Here is an 18,090-nt window from a genome sequence, read left to right on the forward strand (position 1 = left end):
ATGTTACTGGAAATTAATCACTATGAGCCCCCAATAGCAGCAGTTTGGCAAGGACGTAAAGATAGTTTGCCTAATGAACGTTTTTTCCAAGCAGTCAAACCCTTTGATATTCGCATCCATTCTCTTGCGGATATATGTAGCCAAATTGTTTTTCTAGGTTTTAGTAGTGATGAGGGAATAAAACGTAATGAAGGCCGCGTAGGCGCTAAAGCAGGACCAAACGTAATAAGAGAACAGATCGCAAAACTTCCTTGGCACACTAAAAAACCACTTTATGACTTAGGCAATATTGTTTGTAATGATGGAAAATTAGAAGAAGCTCAAGATGAATTCGCAAAAGTAATCAGCCAATGTCATCAACACCAATGTAAAACTATTGCTTTTGGTGGTGGCCATGAAATTGCTTGGGGACACTTTTTAGGATTAAGTGAAAAATACTATAAATTAGGCATTATTAATTTTGACGCTCACTTTGATCTTCGTCCCGTTAATGCACAAAATCAAAGTACTTCTGGCACACCATTTTATCAAATTAGGCAACTATGTCACTCTAAGAATTTACCTTTTAACTATTGTTGTTTGGGTATTCAACCTCATGCTAATACAGCAAGTTTATTTCAAATAGCGAGTGATTATCAGGTTTCATTTTTAACTGCAGAGCAAATGTTTGAGCAATCAATTAAACAGCAAACTCAATTTTTGCATCAATTTATTAGCAAACAGGATTTTATTTATCTAAGTATTTGCCTCGATGTTTTTGCTGAAGCGCATGCACCTGGCGTTAGTGCACCTCAAGCATTAGGTTTGTTGCCTTGGCAAGCACTGCCCCTGTTGAAATACATCATACAAACTGGCAAAGTAGTCAGTATGGATATTGCTGAGCTTTCACCCCAATTAGATGAGGGACAGAAAACGGCACATTTGGCAGCAATACTGATAGCAGAATTATTAGAGTCTTAATTGCTGCAAGCCATAAGTAGCAATTTAGAATAAACTCTAATAAATTAAGTAAATGTTTAGGAAATATTAAAACCTGGTGAACAGTCAGATTTGTGTCAAATACAGCTGTTTAGCAAATATGGCTAAACGGTTACTAAATTAAAAGTATTTATTAAAAGTATAATGACGTTTATAGTAGTCTCAAAAATTCATGCAAGGAGCATCTCGAATGAAAAAAACTATGTTGTTTAGCAGCCTCTTAACTGTCTTAAGTGGCTCTATTTATGCTGAAAAATCAGACTCCTTAGTCAATGCCACTCTAGATAATTATACCAAGGCTGCATCAAGTTCTGTATCTCAGCAAATTCAACTGGCTAAGGCTGACACTTTCAAAGTAGCTGCCGCTACTACAGCACCTAGCTCAACGACGACAACCACTACCCAAGAAGTTGTTGTGCCAACAACCACACAACCTGCCACAGTCACAACCCAACCTGCAACTGTGACCACACAACCTGCTACAGTTACGACACAACCAGCCACTGTAACGACACAGCCAACCACTGTAACAACTCAACCAGCTACTGTAACTACACCTTCTACCACAACGACGGTAATTACCAATCCTGCACCCACTACAACCACAACAGCGACGGTACCTGCATCATCAACAGGAACAACGTCCATGGCACAACCCATGAACTGTACTTATCATATCCCTCCTGAAACAACTCATATCGAACATGCCATTATTATGCAGTGGGCAAATAATGCTACAAGGCAATCCTTTGACTTTGATCACGTTAACATTGCACAACAGTTAACAAATTTAAGACCTTGTTATACGGAGCAAGGTTGGCAAAGTTTTAATGAAGCGCTTAATAAGTCTGGTAATTTAAGTGCAATAAGAACACAGAAACTAATGGTAGCAAGTACCGTTGATGGCAACATCGCTGTAACTGACCTTAAAGAAAATCAGTGGCGTGCCAGTGTGCCTTTACAAGTTATCTATCAAAATGAAAAACAAAAATTAACGCAGCTGCTAACTGTGGATTTAATTATAGGACGTAAAGTCACAGGGGATCTTGGCATTATGCAAATGATTGCTTCGCCTAGACAAGCTGTTACTACCACAGCACCTGCTGCAACAACAACGACAACAACAATTAAGAAACCCACCACGGTTATTATAAAACAGCCTGCAAGTGGGAATCCTTAATTGAAAATCTAAAAACCATATTAGGCCTCTTTCCAAACTGCCAGTGATGAGACGAGGTCTATTAAAAAAAGCTGAAAAAGAACCTTGTTATGAAGTAAATGAGCATTTTAAGGTCCTTTTTTTGGCCAAAATTGGCCATTAATGGCAGTTTGAATAGAGGTCTATTATATAAAAGCCTTACCATTTACCGCAGGAAAGCCTGCGATTATTTAATTTCAGGATGATTATGCGTTATTCGATTCTATCTCTTTTATGTTTAACTAGTCTTAATGCAAATGCTAACGTATTACAATATTTTACCGGCCTTAGTTATAGTAACCCTGCCGAGCTATTTAAAGTTAAAAAAAATGATCTTATTATTGGCGGTACAGTCATGTATGCTGATATTACATTCAAAGGGCGACAATTAAATTTAAATACTTTTGAAGAAGATCCTGGTACGAGTGATAGCAGACAAACCAGCTTATTACCCTATGGCCGTATTGCTACAAGGCTTAACGATAAACTTGTTTTCGGAGTTGACGTTACAGAGCCGTTTCATTCTAATTTAAAATGGGGTGCTAATGCAGTTACGCGTTATGCATCCACAGAAACACTTATGACTGATGTAGATGTAAGTCCACGCGCTTCCTATAGTTTAAGTAAAAGCATTTATCTTGGCGGTGGATTAAATTTCAATTTTTTAAAAAATAATGAAGCAAATTGGGCATTGCCATCTGGTCGAACAACTTATGATACATTAATTAATCGTACGTCTAGTTTTGGTTTAGGCGCTGACATTGGCCTGTATTATATGTTTAATCAAACTAATTTTTTTGGCGCTGCTTATTATTCATCAATTAAACAAAAAGCAAAGGGTGAAAGTTTATTTGGTAATTTTATTAACACTAATCATAAATTTTACTTTCGCATGCCGGCAACCACTATTTTGTCCTACACGCACTTATTTTCTAAAGAGTGGCTAATTAATTTACAAGCTTTTCGTAGTGAATGGAATGCTAATCAATATGCGCGTGTACGCAATACAGCGGCGCAGCCTCCTTCACCAAAGGATTTTACATTTTCTATGAAGTACGATGAATCCTGGGCTTTCGTAGGTTTTCTCCGTCATCAAATTAGTGAAAAAACAGGCTTTGGCGTGATAGGTGTTTATGATGATGGCCCCGAACAAGAAGAATTCCGGCCTCTTAACTTTCCATCCGATAAACAATATTTATTTGGTCTTGTCATAGACTATAAGGCAACATCTACAACCACACTCCAGCTTTTATATGGCCATGTTATTTCTAATACCCTTATTGCCAATAAATTTAACAATGAAGGACGAATTTTACCTTTCACTACAGGCAGAGTCCAAATTAATGCGGATGTGGTTGATTTAAGGTTATCGGTGCAAGTTTAAAACTTTGCCTATTTAATTCCTTGATTTATATCCCGTATAAATACTTTTACATTTTATGGGATATTAAATTATTTTTTTTCTTCAGCGTATGGTAAAACAGTTACCTGAGTGCCCAGTGTCATAAACTCTTCATTTAACCATTTTGCAGCGCTAGGTAAGACACGAACACATCCATGACTGGAATTTGCATAAGGTACTTCGTAAGCGGCATGAATAGTATAGCCTTGGTGAAAATACATACAATATGGCATTTTAGCGCCACCTGTAGTTTCCACAGGATATTCCCCAGACAGGCAATCAGCTCCTCGTTTATTGTAAACCCGAAAAGTACCAGTCACCGTACGACAAGACTGACCTACATCATCACAAAAATCTTTGCCACCCGAAGCACTACCTGTCATGACTCGATGACCTTCAGCATCATACGCTGCCCACGAATAAGCTTGGGGATCAAAAATAAATTGTTTCCTTCCAATAGCAGGTATTTGTAAAGGAAAATGCTCACGCCCTCGCTTATCACGTAAATAATGTGTTGTCTTATGTACATAACCATTATCATCCGTAACTAAGGTTGATTCATCATAATACTCACCGCAACTTGACAGTCCAGCACAGGCAGCTAAGCCCACCCAAAACAACTTATTCATGATAATCTCCGCTACAGGATAAATTATTAAGACAACTTATTAATGTGAGTTCGCCATAAAAGCTTAGTAAGCTAGTTTAAAGTAAGAAATATAATATATCTTTCTATAGCGAACCGACATTAATTAAGTTAAAAGACTAAACATTGTCCTACAAACGATTCCTAATGATGGTTAAGATTAATTAAGCACTTAATCGACGATATTTAATTCTTGCTGGCCGATTGGCATCATCACCTAATCGTCTTTTCCTATCTACTTCATAATCACTATAATTACCTTCAATAAAGGTTACTTGTGAGTCCCCTTCAAAAGCCATAAGGTGAGTACAAATTCGATCTAGGAACCACCTGTCGTGAGAAACAACAATAACACAGCCAGGGAAATTTAATATAGCTTCTTCTAAAGAACGTAGCGTTTCAACATCTAAGTCATTACTTGGTTCGTCAAGTAATATGACATTAGCACCGCGCCTTAGTAATTTCGCTAAATGCACACGGTTACGCTCCCCTCCTGATAACTGTGACATTTTCTTTTGTTGATCAGCCCCTTTAAAATTAAAACGACTTACATAAGCTCGAGATGGCATTTGAAATGAGCCTACCTGAATAATATCTTGGCCATCTGATATTTCTTGCCAAACAGTTTTATTGTCATCTAAATGATCACGTGTTTGGTTAACATAAGCTAAATCAACTGTATCCCCAAGACGAATTTCTCCACTATCAGGCTTTTCCTGACCCGTTAACATTTTAAGGAAAGTTGATTTACCAGCACCATTTGGACCAATAATCCCCAATACGCCACCTTTAGGTAATTGAAAACTTAAATCTTCAATAAGTAAACGATCACTAAATGCCTTACGAAGGTGATTAGCTTCAATCACTAAATCACCTAAGCGCTCACCTGGCGGAATATAAAGTTCATTGGTTTCATTTCGTTTTTGAAACTCTTTTGAGTTCATTTCTTCAAATCGAGCAAGTCGCGCTTTATTTTTAGCATGACGACCTTTAGGTGATGTACGAACCCACTCTAATTCAGCTTTTATTGCACGTTGATGAGCGGCCTGTTGTTTTTCTTCCATAGCAAGTCGTGCTTCTTTTTGCTCAAGCCAAGAAGTATAATTACCTTTATAAGGAATTCCTTCGCCTCTATCTAATTCAAGAATCCATTCTGCAGCATTATCAAGAAAATATCGGTCATGCGTTACAGCAACCACGGTCCCGGGAAATTCTTCCAGATAGCGCTCAAGCCAAGCAACACTTTCAGCATCAAGATGGTTGGTAGGCTCATCAAGTAATAACATATCTGGATTAGATAAAAGTAAACGACAAAGCGCTACTCGGCGTAATTCTCCGCCCGATAAATGACTTATTTTAGCATCCCACTCAGGTAAGCGCAGAGCATCAGCAGCAATATTAAGTCTGCGTTCTAAATCCCAACCACCACAAGCTTCAATATCAGTTTGTAATTGTCCTTGCTTTTCAAGTAATGCAGTCATTTCTTCATCACTCATTGGCTCAGCAAAGCGCATACTAATTTCGTCAAACTCTTTTAACTTATTCTTTATGTCAGCAACACCTTCTTCAACAACTTCACGAACAGTTTTAGTTGCATCTAATTTAGGCTCCTGGGCTAAGTAACCTATCTTAATTCCTGGTTGCGGCCTTGCCTCACCATTAAATTGCTGATCAACACCGGCCATTATTTTTAATAAACTTGATTTTCCTGAACCATTTAAACCTAAAACACCAATTTTTGCCCCTGGATAAAAACTTAAAGAAATATCTTTAAGAATTACGCGCTGATTATCTACTACCTTACTTACTCGATTCATTGTGTAAATATATTGCGACATGAATACTCCACTCTTTAAAAAAATTGGTGCAGAACATAAACCAAAGTATATTGCTATACAAGACCTATTGTGCACTTCGCGACGGATCAGTTAGAACAAGCATAACTTTTTATATCTACTTAGAAAATATAACTGAGTAAGTATAACTTTTAACCTCATCCTTACTGTCTTTTTAATAAATTTAAAAATGATGCTTGATAATGATCAATAGACTTCTTCAGAAACTGCTTGTGAGAAGACAAAGTCAGAAGAAGTCTAATCAAGATTAAGACCAATCTAGTATGACTTTACCAGATTGACCTGAGGCCATAATTTGGAAAGCATCCTGATAATCATCAACGTGAAAACGGTGGGTAATAACAGGTGATATGTCTAAACCGCTTTGCAACATAGCAATCATTTTATACCATGTTTCAAACATTTCTCGCCCATAAATACCCTTAACCGTTAAGCCTTTAAAAATAACTTGATTCCAATCAATAGGTGTTTCTTGTGGTGGGATACCCAACATAGCAATATGGCCACCATGATTCATTGCTTTAACCATATCGTTTAATGCCATAGGATTACCTGACATTTCAAGGCCAACATCAAATCCCTCTAACATACCTAATTCCTTAGCTACGTCAGTAATTGATTGATATTTTATATTGATAGCCCGAGTTGCGCCCATTTTACGAGCTAACTCTAAACGATGGTCATTGACATCTGTAATAACTACATGACGAGCACCGATATGTTTAACAATTGCAACAGCCATAATACCAATTGGGCCTGCACCTGTAATTAAGACATCTTCACCCACTACATCAAATGCTAGTGCACAATGTGTCGCATTACCAAAGGGATCAAGAATGGAAGCTTGCTCATCTGTAATATTATCAGGAAGTGCCAACACATTCGTTGCGGGAAGCGCTAAATATTCCCCAAAGCAACCTGGACGATTGACTCCAACGCCTTCTGTATTCCGGCAAAGGTGGCGTTTACCAGCACGACAATTCCTACACATACCACAAGTAATATGACCTTCACCAGAAACACGCTGCCCTAGTTCTAGCCCTTTTACTTCACGTCCAAGCGCAACAATTTCACCATAAAACTCATGACCGACAGTCATGGGTACAGGAATAGTTGCCTGTGCCCAATCATCCCAAGTATAGATATGGATATCTGTACCACAGATGGCAGTTTTATGAATTTTAATTAAAACATCATTTACGCCATACTCAGGAACCGGCACATCCTGCATCCAAATTCCAGGTTCACGTTTAGCTTTTACTAATGATTTCATGAGCCTCCTAAGTATTATCAAAACTTTTTCGGGAAATTTATAAATCGCTTGTGATTTATTTCTACAGCAAATCCGTGTTTATATCCTTATTTAATTACATTAAGTAACTTTCCTACCTTAGAAAAGGCTGCTAACGCTTGATCCAAATGATCTAGTTCATGTGCTGCTGACATTTGCGTGCGAATACGCGCTTTTCCTCTAGGAACAACTGGATAAGAAAAACCAATTACGTAAACACCTTCATGTAATAACAGTTCAGCCATCTTCGCTGCTAAACTTGCATCACCAAGCATAACCGGAATGATGGGATGTTCGCCTGGCACTAAATCAAATCCAAGTTCCGTCATACCTTTACGAAAATATTGATTATTTCGTTTTAATTTTAATAATAATTCATTAGAATTTTCTAATAAATTAAGCACGGCGATAGAGGTCTCAGCAATGACAGGAGCTAAGGTATTAGAAAATAGGTAAGGACGAGAACGCTGACGCAACCAATCAATAACAAGAGAAGGACCTGTCGTATAGCCACCTGATGCGCCGCCCAAAGCCTTTCCTAATGTACCTGTAATAATATCTACTCTGTCTGAAACACCACAATACTCAGGTGTACCTCGACCTGTTTCTCCCATAAATCCCACAGCATGCGAGTCATCAACCATAACCATGGCATCATATTTATCAGCTAATTCACAAATAGCAGATAAATTGGCAATAATACCATCCATTGAAAATACGCCATCTGTAGCAATTAAGCGAAAGCGAGCATCTTTGGCAGCAATTAATTGAGCTTCTAAGTCACGCATATCATTGTTAGCATACCGAAAACGAGCGGCTTTACATAATCGAACACCATCAATAATACTAGCATGATTTAAAGCATCACTAATGATAGCATCCTCAGGTCCTAGTATTGTTTCAAATAAACCTGTATTAGCATCAAAACATGACGAGTAAAGAATGGCATCTTCTTTATTTAAGAAATGGCTTATCTTATTTTCTAGCTCTTTGTGAGGTGTTTGAGTTCCACAGATAAAGCGAACAGACGCCATGCCATAGCCATATTTTTGCAATGCCTCTTGCCCTTTGTGAATTAAATTTAAATTATTGGCTAATCCTAAGTAATTGTTAGCACATAAATTAATAACTATTTCATCTTGTACTTGGACTTTTGCTTGTTGTTGACTAGAGATAACTCGTTCAGATTTATATAAGCCTTCATTTTTAAGTACATTTAACTCATCTTGCAAGTGGTCTAAAAATCGCTCTTGCATTGCTTGCTCCTAATTAAATCGAAAATTGCCGTAATAATAACAAATTTTACACAACTGCACTATTAAATGATAAACGTTTATAAATCTTTTATGAATCAATCGCACCTTTAATCAATTCTTGCTAAAATGGCCACAACCTTTTAACCTATCTAACTCCTGTAATGGTATTTCACAAATGATTAGTCAAAATGCACGTATTAATATGATTAAGCAGCAGCTTAGAACAGGTGATGTTCTTGATGAGGATATTTTAGCGTTGTATGATAAATTTCCTCGTGATGAATTTGTTCCGAGAGCGATGCATCAGTTTGCTTATTCTGATATGCAAATTCCTTTGCCCCATGAGCAGCGGATGATGAGCCCTCTAGAGGAAGGAAGAATTTTACAAGCGCTGCAACTTAAGAAAGAAGAAACTGCACTAGAAATTGGCACAGGAACAGGCTATTTTACAGCATTATTAAGTAATTTATGTAAGAACGTAATCAGTGTGGATTACTTTCAGGATTTTTTAGATACGGCAGCTGTTAATTTAAAACACCATCATTGCAATAATGTCGAACTAATTAAAGGCGATGGTTATAACGGATGGCTTGATAAAGCACCTTATGATGTCATCATTATGACTGGTGCAGTTTCTACTATAACCGATACATTGCGTTTGCAAGTATTACCTGGTGGTAGAATTTTTGCCATTATTGGTAAAGAGCCTGTTATGCAAGCAATGCTCTTTACTTTAGGATTAGATGGTATATGGACTCAAGAATTACTTTTTGAAACTTGTATCCCACCTTTAATTAACAGATTAAAGCCTAAAGAATTTATTTTCTAGGACGCATTCGCATGAAAAAAAAGCTGTTTCTGCTATTTACTATCTGCTTTGCTGGTCAATTGCACGCAACAGACTTAATGGACATCTATCAACAAGCTTTAGAAAATGATCCCACTTTTAAAGAAGCTTATAGTACTTATATGTCTACACGTGAGTCTATACCTATTGCGCGTTCAGCACTTTATCCACAACTAGGTGTAAATGCTCAAGTTGCCAGAAATGTTATAGAAACAAAAACAGCTAACGTTGATTTTCAACAAACTTATAATAGTAATCAGTGGCAGATTAACGCTTCTCAAGCAGTCTTTAATTTCCAAGCTTGGGCCCTTGTGCAACAAGCTAAGGCATCTGCTAAAGCAGCTCAGGCGACGTTTAATGACGCGGCGCAAGATCTTATGTTACGTACATCTAGAGCTTATTTTGATGTTTTACTTGCTAGAGATACATTAAGCTTTGCAGAGGCAAAAAGACGTGCTAATAGACGCCAGCTTGAACAAGCAGAAGAACGTTTTCGAGTAGGTTTAGATGCTATTACTTCTGTGTATGAAGCTCGTTCGGCTTATGATCAATCCGTTGCTCAAGTTATCACCGCACGCAATAATCTGGAAAATCAAAGTGAAAATTTACGTAAATTAACGAACCACGTATATGCTTATCTTGTACCATTGAGAAATAGCCGCATTCCTCTTATTCGTCCTGAACCCAATGATATTAACGAATGGGTCGACGTAGGTCTTAAACAAAATTATAATTTGTATGCTGCTAAATACAGCTTACAAGCTGCAAGAGAAAATATCCGCGCTCAAGCTGCAAGTGGTTGGCCTACTTTAGGGATTCAAGCCAATAGCTCCCAAACCCATAACGATGTAAGTGGAGGCGGTAGTAATGGTGCCAGTTTTTTTGCTCCTTCAAAACAATCAAATTCTACTATTGCCCTGGCATTAAACTTCCCAGTATTTCAAGGTGGGCTTGTTGTTGCACAAACAAGACAAGCTCAGTTTGATTTTCAAGCAGCCAGTGAACGCTTGGAAAGAGTGTATCGTAATGTTGTTGTTAATAGTCGAATCGCTTTTAATACGATTATTGACGGAATTAGTAAAGTTCAGGCCGATAGGCAAACGGTCGTTTCTCAACAAAATACTTTGCAAAGTACAGAAGCTCAGTTTCAAGTTGGGACACGTACTATGGTTGATGTAGTTAACGCTCAACAACGACTATTTGAGGCCCAACGGCAATTAGCGGAAGATCAATATAATTTAATTATTGCGACCTTAAATCTTAAATACTTGGCAGGCACTTTAAATGTAAATGATTTAGAAGAAGTCAATTCATGGCTAGCTACTACGCGCGTTAGTCGATTTCCTCCTCCTTTACCTCGTAGAGGCAAGCTTGAAGGCAAACACACTATCAAAAAAATCATTCATGTAAAGTTAAAAGGCTCAAAGAAAAAAGGGACAAAAAAGCAAGTAACAAGAAAACTCAAAAGTTACATATGTCCTATAAATGACCTTTTATCTAATAAGGTCAGCGCGCCATAGAAAGATAGCTTGTCTCTCTACTGTCGCACGCACCTTATTTAAAACTGGTAAGCTGATGCAATTTAAATCAAAACTATTTATAATTACTCTTTTTTGACTTTCAAGAGAACTTAAACTTGGTTAGAAAGGACGCCTTAAGGAAAATGTTATTTTTATAAATTAGAGGCTTTAATTTATCTTTCCAAGGCAAATTTAGATATCTACTTGATAAAATCTAAGTAAAATTTTTCTAAACCAGCACTTAATTTTAGTCGTCCATTAGGTTAGGTTGTTAATATGGTATTTAATCCAACAGCTATTGAAAAGAAATTACTGCACTATACTGGCAAAGCTATTGCTGATTTTAATATGATTCAGCGAGGCGATCGAGTTATGGTTTGCCTATCAGGCGGCAAAGATTCGTTTACTTTATTAACATTACTACAGTTATTAAAACAACGTTCAAATCATAAATTTGAATTATTTTCTTTTACTCTTGACCAGGCGCAGCCTGGTTGGGATGATAGTAAAGTTCATGCCTGGCTTAAAGATAAAAAAATTCCTTATGAAATCCTAACTCGTGACACTTATAGTATTGTTAAAGAGAAAATTCCTGAAGGTAAGACCTATTGTTCCTTATGCTCACGATTACGGCGCGGCATTATTTATCGTTATGCTGAGGAAAATGGGTTTAATAAAATTGCGTTAGGTCACCATCGAGATGATTTAATCCGAACTTTAATGATGTCTATTCTGTATAATGGTGATATTCGATCTATGCCCCCCAAATTATTAAGTGATAACAAAAAACATATTGTTATTCGGCCTTTATGTTATGTACAAGAACGCGATATTATTACTTATGCTAATGAGCAAAATTATCCAATCATTCCTTGTACATTATGCGGTTCGCAAGAAAATCTAGCGCGCAAAAGAATTGGTAAGTTAATTGATGAGCTTGCAAAAGATAATCCTAAAATTCCTAGTAACATTCTTCATGCCTTACAAAGCGTTAAACCAAGCCAATTAATGGATCAATCATTATGGCAATTTAAAAATTTAGAAAGTCAGCTGTTAAATAAAAAAGAACTAGGAGAAACTCCCGTTTTTGTTGAAGAAGAACTTGCGGCATTGGAAATAGAATAATTAAACGTAGGTTAGGCTAAGCATAGCAAAGCATAAGAGCCTGGGTGTAACAAAGAAAAACCCGGGCTTCGGCTTTATAGGCCTGCGTCTAGGCTACCACCAGTGTTATCGATTAAGCTGAGCATAACGCAGTCCACCAATGTAAGTCTTAAAGTATGAAGTCTATTCACTACTTGTTGAGCTGCACTTCATTTAGCCCAGTCAACCCTCAATATCTACCCACACCGACAAAACAGACAAAGCAAATGTAGACTAAGCTATGCATCGCGCAGCCCAACTGTTTGCGTCTTAAGCTATGATGACTATTTATTGTTTTATTTAAAAACAATTGTTAAAAAATTCACCTTTTTATCTTATCGATAAAGTTAAGAAATATTTCTCTCTTGTAAAGATTCACAAATTGCTCAATTTGAGCTAGTATCCAGATTAAGGTAATTACTTAATAAAAAAACTATGAATGATGCTGTGATAACAACTTTTCGTAGAGCAAAAATTTATCAGCAAAGACATTTTAAATTTGATTTTGTTGCTGCAATTGTAGTTTTTCTGGTGGCTGTTCCTTTATGTTTAGGGATAGCACTTGCTTCAGGCGCCCCCCTTTTTTCAGGGCTTGTAAGTGGTGTCATTGGGGGCGTTGTTGTAGGTTTACTTAGTGGCTCGCAAGTAAGTGTAAGTGGCCCTGCAGCTGGAATGGCTGCAGTCGTTTTGACTGCAATCACTCAGCTAGGGGATTTTCAAACCTTTCTTTTAGCTTTAGTACTAGCAGGTATTATTCAAGGCCTTATGGGCGCATTACGTGCAGGTTTTATTGTTGAATATGTACCATCTAATGTGGTTCAAGGTCTCTTATGTGCTATTGGTATTTTGTTAATTATTAAACAAATTCCATTAGCCTTTACTCTATCAAAGGATCTTAAAGAGTTACAAAGTCATCTGTTAGAGACTACAGAGGGTCTTACTTTTAGCCCGCTTTATGAATTTTCCCAGCATATTAATGAAGGGGCGGCTATTATTTCTTTAATTTCCTTTACCATTTTAATTTATTTTGAAAAAACTAAATTGAAATTTTTGCGTGGTATTCCAGCCCCTATTATTGTAGTTATCGCCGGTATTTTAATTAATGAGTTATTTCTCTTTACTGACTCAACGCTAGCTCAAAATAATCCTCATTTAGTAAATATACCTAGTAATGACGGATTTCTTGATTTCTTTACCCAGTTCCAGACACCTAATTGGTCAGCTTGGGGCAATCCAAAAGTTTATTTATATGCCTTTATTATAGCGATTGTTGCCTCTTTAGAAAGCTTACTTAATGTTAAAGCTTCAGAGAAATTAGACAAAAAACGGCGGACGACCTCTAAGGATCAAGAATTACTTGCACAAGGTACCGGTAACTTTATTTCTGGCTTAATTGGTGGTTTGCCCATTACATCAGTTATTGTGCGTACATCTGTTAATATTCAAGCTGGCGCAAAAACTAAGATGGCGGCTGTTTTACATGGTTTTCTATTATTCTTTGCAGTACTTCTAATTCCAGGTTGGCTTAATAAAATTCCTTTATCTTCGCTTGCCGCAATCTTAATATTTACGGGATATAAATTAACTAAACCTGCAATTTATAAGTCCATTTATCATCAAGGTTTAGATCGATTCATTCCATTTATAGCAACCGTAATTAGTATTGTCGTTTTTAATTTACTTGCCGGTATTTTAATTGGTTTAGCTATTAGCTTATTTTATATTTTAAAAACAAATAGTCAGGCACGTTTAGATATCATTAAAGAAGTTTACCCCAATGGTATCACTAATAGACTTGTTCTGCCTCAGCAGATAACGTTTTTAAATAAAGCCTCTTTAGTTGCTGAACTAAACTCAATACCTAATGATTCTCAACTTATTATCGATGCCCGTTATGCAAATTATATTGATAAAGAAATAATTGAGCTTATTAAAGAGTTTCAACAAGAACAGGCCCCTGTTAATAATATTTCTTTAAACTTAGTAGGTTTTAAAAACTATTATGATATTCATAATTATATCGATTTTATTACGGTAACTACCTATGATGTACAAACAACCTTAACACCTGTTGAAGTACTAACTATTTTAAAAGAAGGTAATCAACGTTTCTTAAATGACACACGTATTCATCGGATCTCCAAGCTTGATATTCAACATACAGCAAAAACTCAACATCCTATGGCTGTTGTTTTAGGCTGTATCGACTCACGTGTGCCTGTTGAAACTATTTTTGATATGAGTTTTGGTGATTTATTTTGTATACGTGTGGCTGGTAATGTCGTTAATGAAGATGTTTTAGCAAGTATGGAATATGCTTGCCAAGTTGTTGGTGCAAAACTAATCGTTGTATTAGGGCATACGCGTTGTGGCGCTATTCAAGCTGCTTGTGATAATGTTGAGAAAGGGCATATTACCCAACTCTTAGCGAAAATTAAGCCTGCTATTAGCGCTGAAGTAGAAACAACAGAAGACAGAACGGGCCAAAATAAAAAATTTATTGCTAATGTAACTGCATTAAATATTGCTAATACTATGCATCAAGTCTATCAAGACAGCGAAATCCTTAAATTATTAATTGAGCAAGAAAAGATTGCTATTGTAGGTGCCATTTATGATGTTGAAAGTGGCCGGGTTCACTTTGATGATTATTCCAATCATATTACTCGTCTAGGTAAAACGCATGACGAGGTATTAGTACATAAAACTCGCCCTATTATTGAAAAAGCAAAAGATTTGAAAGCGTCTAATTTAAAATAAACTATTTGTCTCCTAAGCTTAAATACTGTAGTCGATTACTGCGGTATTTAAGCATTCAAAGCCTGCAACCCTCATTCTAGGAAATTAATGTTGCAATAGCCTTCTTAAAAAGATATATCTTTAATCATAGCTTCAACCCAAACCTTAACTTTTGGTTGCATAAATCGTGCTGGGTGATAAAAAATAAATACAGGGATGGTTGGCATTGGATAATCCGTTAATACTTCTACTAAATCCCCTTTTTCTAATGCGTTTTTAACCTGATAAGCATGTAGGGCAATGACACCTAGCCCTTGACACGCACAATCAACCATAGCTGTTGCGTCATTTAAAAATAAACTCGGTTTTAAAAAGATAGTCTCACCATTAGCAAAGGTCCAAGAGTCATTTGGGACTCGCATGCTATGGGTGATGTAAGCATGTTTGGTTAAATCAGAGGGTTTTCTGAGTTCTGCTGCTTGTTTAAGGTAACTTTTTGCTGCACAAAAAACATAACGAGTAGTGCCAATTTTTTTTTGGATGGAATTTGAAGCAACTGGCATGGACATACCAAATACAACATCTAAATCTTCTGCAGGTAAATGAGGTACTTGCTCAGCAATTTGTAAATCAAGAATAATGTTGGGATACTTTTCTTTAAAACCTACCATTCGTGGTATTATTATTTGCTCAGCAAAAAAACGAGCACTTTTAACCCGGACTAATCCTAAAGGCTCTGTTTTAAATTTAGCAACCATATTCGTTGCTCGCTCAAGTGAAATTAATACGCCTTGTACCTCTTGATAATACATTTCACCTAAGGCAGTTAGTGTGACTTTCCGAGTAGTTCTTGCAAACAAAGCAGCACCTAATTCTTTCTCTAGTAAAGAAATTTGTTTACTTACAGCAGCAGCTGAAATATTTAAAGCTTTAGCCGCTAAGGTAAAATTGCAAGATTGCGCAACTCTACAAAATGTTTGAATCAAACCAAATGTATTCACTTTGTCTCTAGTTAATAGGTTCACTTTTAGTTTACCGTGTCCTTCAAGAAGAATAGAAATGATAAATCGCAAATTAGAAATAATACATATATAATGAGCAATTTGATTGTAATTAGGAACTAATATGCGCACATCTCAATGGTTTTTAGCTACGCTACGAGAAACGCCCAGTGACGCTGAAATTGTATCACATCAGCTTATGCTGCGAGCAGGAATGATTCGCAAGTTAGGATCAGGATTATATACTTGGTTACCGCTTGGTCTCAAAGTTTTACAAAAAGTAGAACAAATTGTTAGAGAAGAGATGAACCGCGCTAACGCCATAGAAGTGTTAATGCCAGCAATACAGCCTGCTGAATTATGGCAAGAAACAGGTCGCTGGGATACCTTTGGTGGGCAGTTGTTAACCATGAAGGATAACAGCGATAGAGATTACTGTTTTGGGCCTACTCATGAAGAGGTTATCACCGACTTAATGCGTAATGAATTAAGGTCCTATAAGCAACTACCTATTAATCTTTATCAAATTCAAACTAAATTTCGTGATGAAATTCGACCTCGCTTTGGCGTTATGCGTGCTAGAGAATTTATTATGAAAGACTCTTATTCTTTTCATTTAACCTCTGAGTCATTACAAGAAACTTATGATGCAATGTATGCAACTTACTGCCGTATTTTTGATAGACTAGGTTTAAAATATAGAGCTGTAGAAGCAGATACGGGTGCTATTGGCGGTTCAGCCTCACATGAATTTCAAGTCTTAGCTGACTCGGGTGAAGATATTATTTTCTATAGTGATGGTAGTAATTATGCAGCGAATATAGAGCAAGCAACGAGCTTAGCGCCACCGCCTACTACAACGCCACCAGCGCAAGAAATAGAGCTTGTTGATACGACTGGTAAAAAAACAATTAAAGATGTCTCTGACTATTTAAATGTGACACCTGAACAAACTGTCAAAACATTAATTGTAGAAGGCACTACTCATCCTCTAATTGCCTTAGTTTTACGTGGCGATGATGAACTAAATGAAATTAAAGCCAGTAAAAATCCAATTATTAAATCACCCTTAAAATTTGCCGATGAAAAAATTATCGAATCAACATTAGGCGCACCTACTGGCTCTTTAGGGCCTGTTAATCTCCCTATTCCAGCTATTGTTGATTATAACGCGCTTGCACTTACCTCTTTTGTTTGTGGTGCAAATCAAGCTAATAAGCATTTTATTAATGCAGCTTGGAATCGCGATGCTTCTTATCAAGTTGCCTATGACTTAAGGCAGGTTAAAGAGGGTGATCCTAGCCCCGATGGTCAAGGTAAATTACATGCTTGCCGTGGTATCGAGGTAGGCCATGTTTTTCAATTAGGTGATAAGTATGCTAAAGCCATGAATGCTGCAGTGCTTAACGAAGCAGGTGAATTACAAACATTATCGATGGGCTGTTACGGGCTGGGTATTAGCCGTGTGGTTGCCGCTGCAATTGAGCAACATCATGACGCGCGTGGCATCATTTGGCCAGAACCACTTGCTCCTTTTCAAGTAGTACTTATTCCTATTAATGGTCATCGCTCACCTGCTGTAGCAGAAATGACTGAAAAACTCTATCAGGAGTTGATAAGTTTGGGCATTGAAACACTATTAGATGATCGTAATGAGCGGCCAGGCGTTTTATTTGCTGACTGTGATCTAATTGGTATACCCCATCGCCTTGTTATAAGTGAACGTCATTTACAACAGCAAGCTGTTGAGTATAAAGCACGAAATAAAGAAGATATCGAAATGATAAGTCTAGACAACTTATCTAATTTCTTTAAAAAGTTATTACTAAATAAAAAATAAAATTAGGTTTATACTTTTTTAGCTTAGACTAAAATTGGATAAGCTTGATCTATAAATTCTAGTAATTAGTACCAGTTGCTAATTTACCTATCTCCTAGTACTTAGTGTCAGTTGCCAATTTATCTATCACCTACGTGCCGCGGCTTGTCCGCGGTATCCAGTAGATGGTCAAATTAAAATCCATCCTATCTCAATTTATTAAATGATAAAAGCAAGCTCAGAAGATAAAGGTGCTAATAGTAAGTACAAAATAAGTTTGCAATAGGTAGACTTATACTCAATCCATAATGGTATCAGTTGTATAGCCAAATTTGCCAATGATTTAGATCTTACTGGATATCGTGGACAAGCCGCGGTACGTAGGCGGTTGGTT

At 36.9% G+C, this 18,090-nt stretch carries 13 protein-coding genes; 8 read left to right on the top strand and 5 right to left on the bottom strand.

The window, feature by feature from the left end; translation table 11 throughout:
- The 3 genes from hutG to DYH30_RS11410 all read left to right on the top strand — a co-directional run bounded on the left by hutG (position 1) and on the right by DYH30_RS11410 (position 3,560).
- Complete coding sequence (gene hutG / locus DYH30_RS11400; protein WP_115331776.1) at positions 1–960, top strand: formimidoylglutamase; 960 nt, start codon at positions 1–3, stop codon at positions 958–960.
- A 208-nt stretch (positions 961–1,168) separates the two neighbouring features.
- On the top strand, positions 1,169–2,158 hold the full coding sequence (locus tag DYH30_RS18340) for a DotI/IcmL family type IV secretion protein (RefSeq protein WP_242604726.1): 990 nt from the start codon (positions 1,169–1,171) through the stop codon (positions 2,156–2,158).
- A 226-nt stretch (positions 2,159–2,384) separates the two neighbouring features.
- A complete protein-coding gene (locus tag DYH30_RS11410; RefSeq protein WP_115332569.1) occupies positions 2,385–3,560 on the top strand; it encodes an OmpP1/FadL family transporter in 1,176 nt (391 codons plus the stop codon).
- Positions 3,561–3,628: 68 nt separating this feature from the next.
- Here the strand turns inward: DYH30_RS11410 and DYH30_RS11415 are convergent, their stop codons facing one another.
- The 4 genes from DYH30_RS11415 to DYH30_RS11430 form a co-directional block, all read right to left on the bottom strand.
- Positions 3,629–4,207 (bottom strand): L,D-transpeptidase, encoded by a 579-nt coding sequence (locus DYH30_RS11415; RefSeq protein WP_115331777.1) that lies wholly within the window; start codon positions 4,205–4,207, stop codon positions 3,629–3,631.
- 181 nt (positions 4,208–4,388) lie between these two features.
- On the bottom strand, positions 4,389–6,062 hold the full coding sequence (gene ettA / locus DYH30_RS11420; RefSeq protein WP_115331778.1) for an energy-dependent translational throttle protein EttA: 1,674 nt from the start codon (positions 6,060–6,062) through the stop codon (positions 4,389–4,391).
- A 265-nt stretch (positions 6,063–6,327) separates the two neighbouring features.
- Positions 6,328–7,353 carry an L-threonine 3-dehydrogenase gene (gene tdh / locus DYH30_RS11425; protein WP_115331779.1) on the bottom strand — a complete coding sequence of 342 codons (1,026 nt, stop codon included), beginning with the start codon at positions 7,351–7,353 and terminating at the stop codon, positions 6,328–6,330.
- Between the two features lie 86 nt (positions 7,354–7,439).
- A complete protein-coding gene (locus tag DYH30_RS11430) occupies positions 7,440–8,627 on the bottom strand; it encodes a glycine C-acetyltransferase (protein ID WP_115331780.1) in 1,188 nt (395 codons plus the stop codon).
- Positions 8,628–8,802: 175 nt separating this feature from the next.
- Between DYH30_RS11430 and DYH30_RS11435 the strand changes: the two genes are divergently transcribed.
- The 4 genes from DYH30_RS11435 to DYH30_RS11450 all read left to right on the top strand — a co-directional run bounded on the left by DYH30_RS11435 (position 8,803) and on the right by DYH30_RS11450 (position 14,897).
- A complete protein-coding gene (locus DYH30_RS11435) occupies positions 8,803–9,456 on the top strand; it encodes a protein-L-isoaspartate O-methyltransferase family protein (protein WP_115331781.1) in 654 nt (217 codons plus the stop codon).
- 11 nt (positions 9,457–9,467) lie between these two features.
- On the top strand, positions 9,468–10,994 hold the full coding sequence (locus DYH30_RS11440) for a TolC family outer membrane protein (protein WP_115331782.1): 1,527 nt from the start codon (positions 9,468–9,470) through the stop codon (positions 10,992–10,994).
- Positions 10,995–11,270: 276 nt separating this feature from the next.
- Positions 11,271–12,119 carry a tRNA 2-thiocytidine(32) synthetase TtcA gene (gene ttcA / locus DYH30_RS11445; RefSeq protein ID WP_115331783.1) on the top strand — a complete coding sequence of 283 codons (849 nt, stop codon included), beginning with the start codon at positions 11,271–11,273 and terminating at the stop codon, positions 12,117–12,119.
- A 453-nt stretch (positions 12,120–12,572) separates the two neighbouring features.
- On the top strand, positions 12,573–14,897 hold the full coding sequence (locus tag DYH30_RS11450) for a bifunctional SulP family inorganic anion transporter/carbonic anhydrase (RefSeq protein ID WP_115331784.1): 2,325 nt from the start codon (positions 12,573–12,575) through the stop codon (positions 14,895–14,897).
- A 104-nt stretch (positions 14,898–15,001) separates the two neighbouring features.
- Here DYH30_RS11450 and DYH30_RS11455 read toward each other — a convergent pair whose 3' ends face one another.
- On the bottom strand, positions 15,002–16,009 hold the full coding sequence (locus DYH30_RS11455) for a LysR family transcriptional regulator (protein ID WP_115331785.1): 1,008 nt from the start codon (positions 16,007–16,009) through the stop codon (positions 15,002–15,004).
- On the opposite strand from DYH30_RS11455, the gene DYH30_RS11460 reads away from it, so the two are divergent.
- Entirely contained in the window at positions 16,002–17,717 is a 1,716-nt protein-coding gene (locus DYH30_RS11460; RefSeq protein ID WP_115331786.1) for a proline--tRNA ligase, read from the top strand. The genes DYH30_RS11455 and DYH30_RS11460 overlap by 8 nt on opposite strands.
- The last annotated feature ends 373 nt before the right edge of the window (positions 17,718–18,090 follow it).

The organism is Legionella busanensis (assembly GCF_900461525.1).
Classification (GTDB): Bacteria; Pseudomonadota; Gammaproteobacteria; order Legionellales; family Legionellaceae; genus Legionella_C; species Legionella_C busanensis.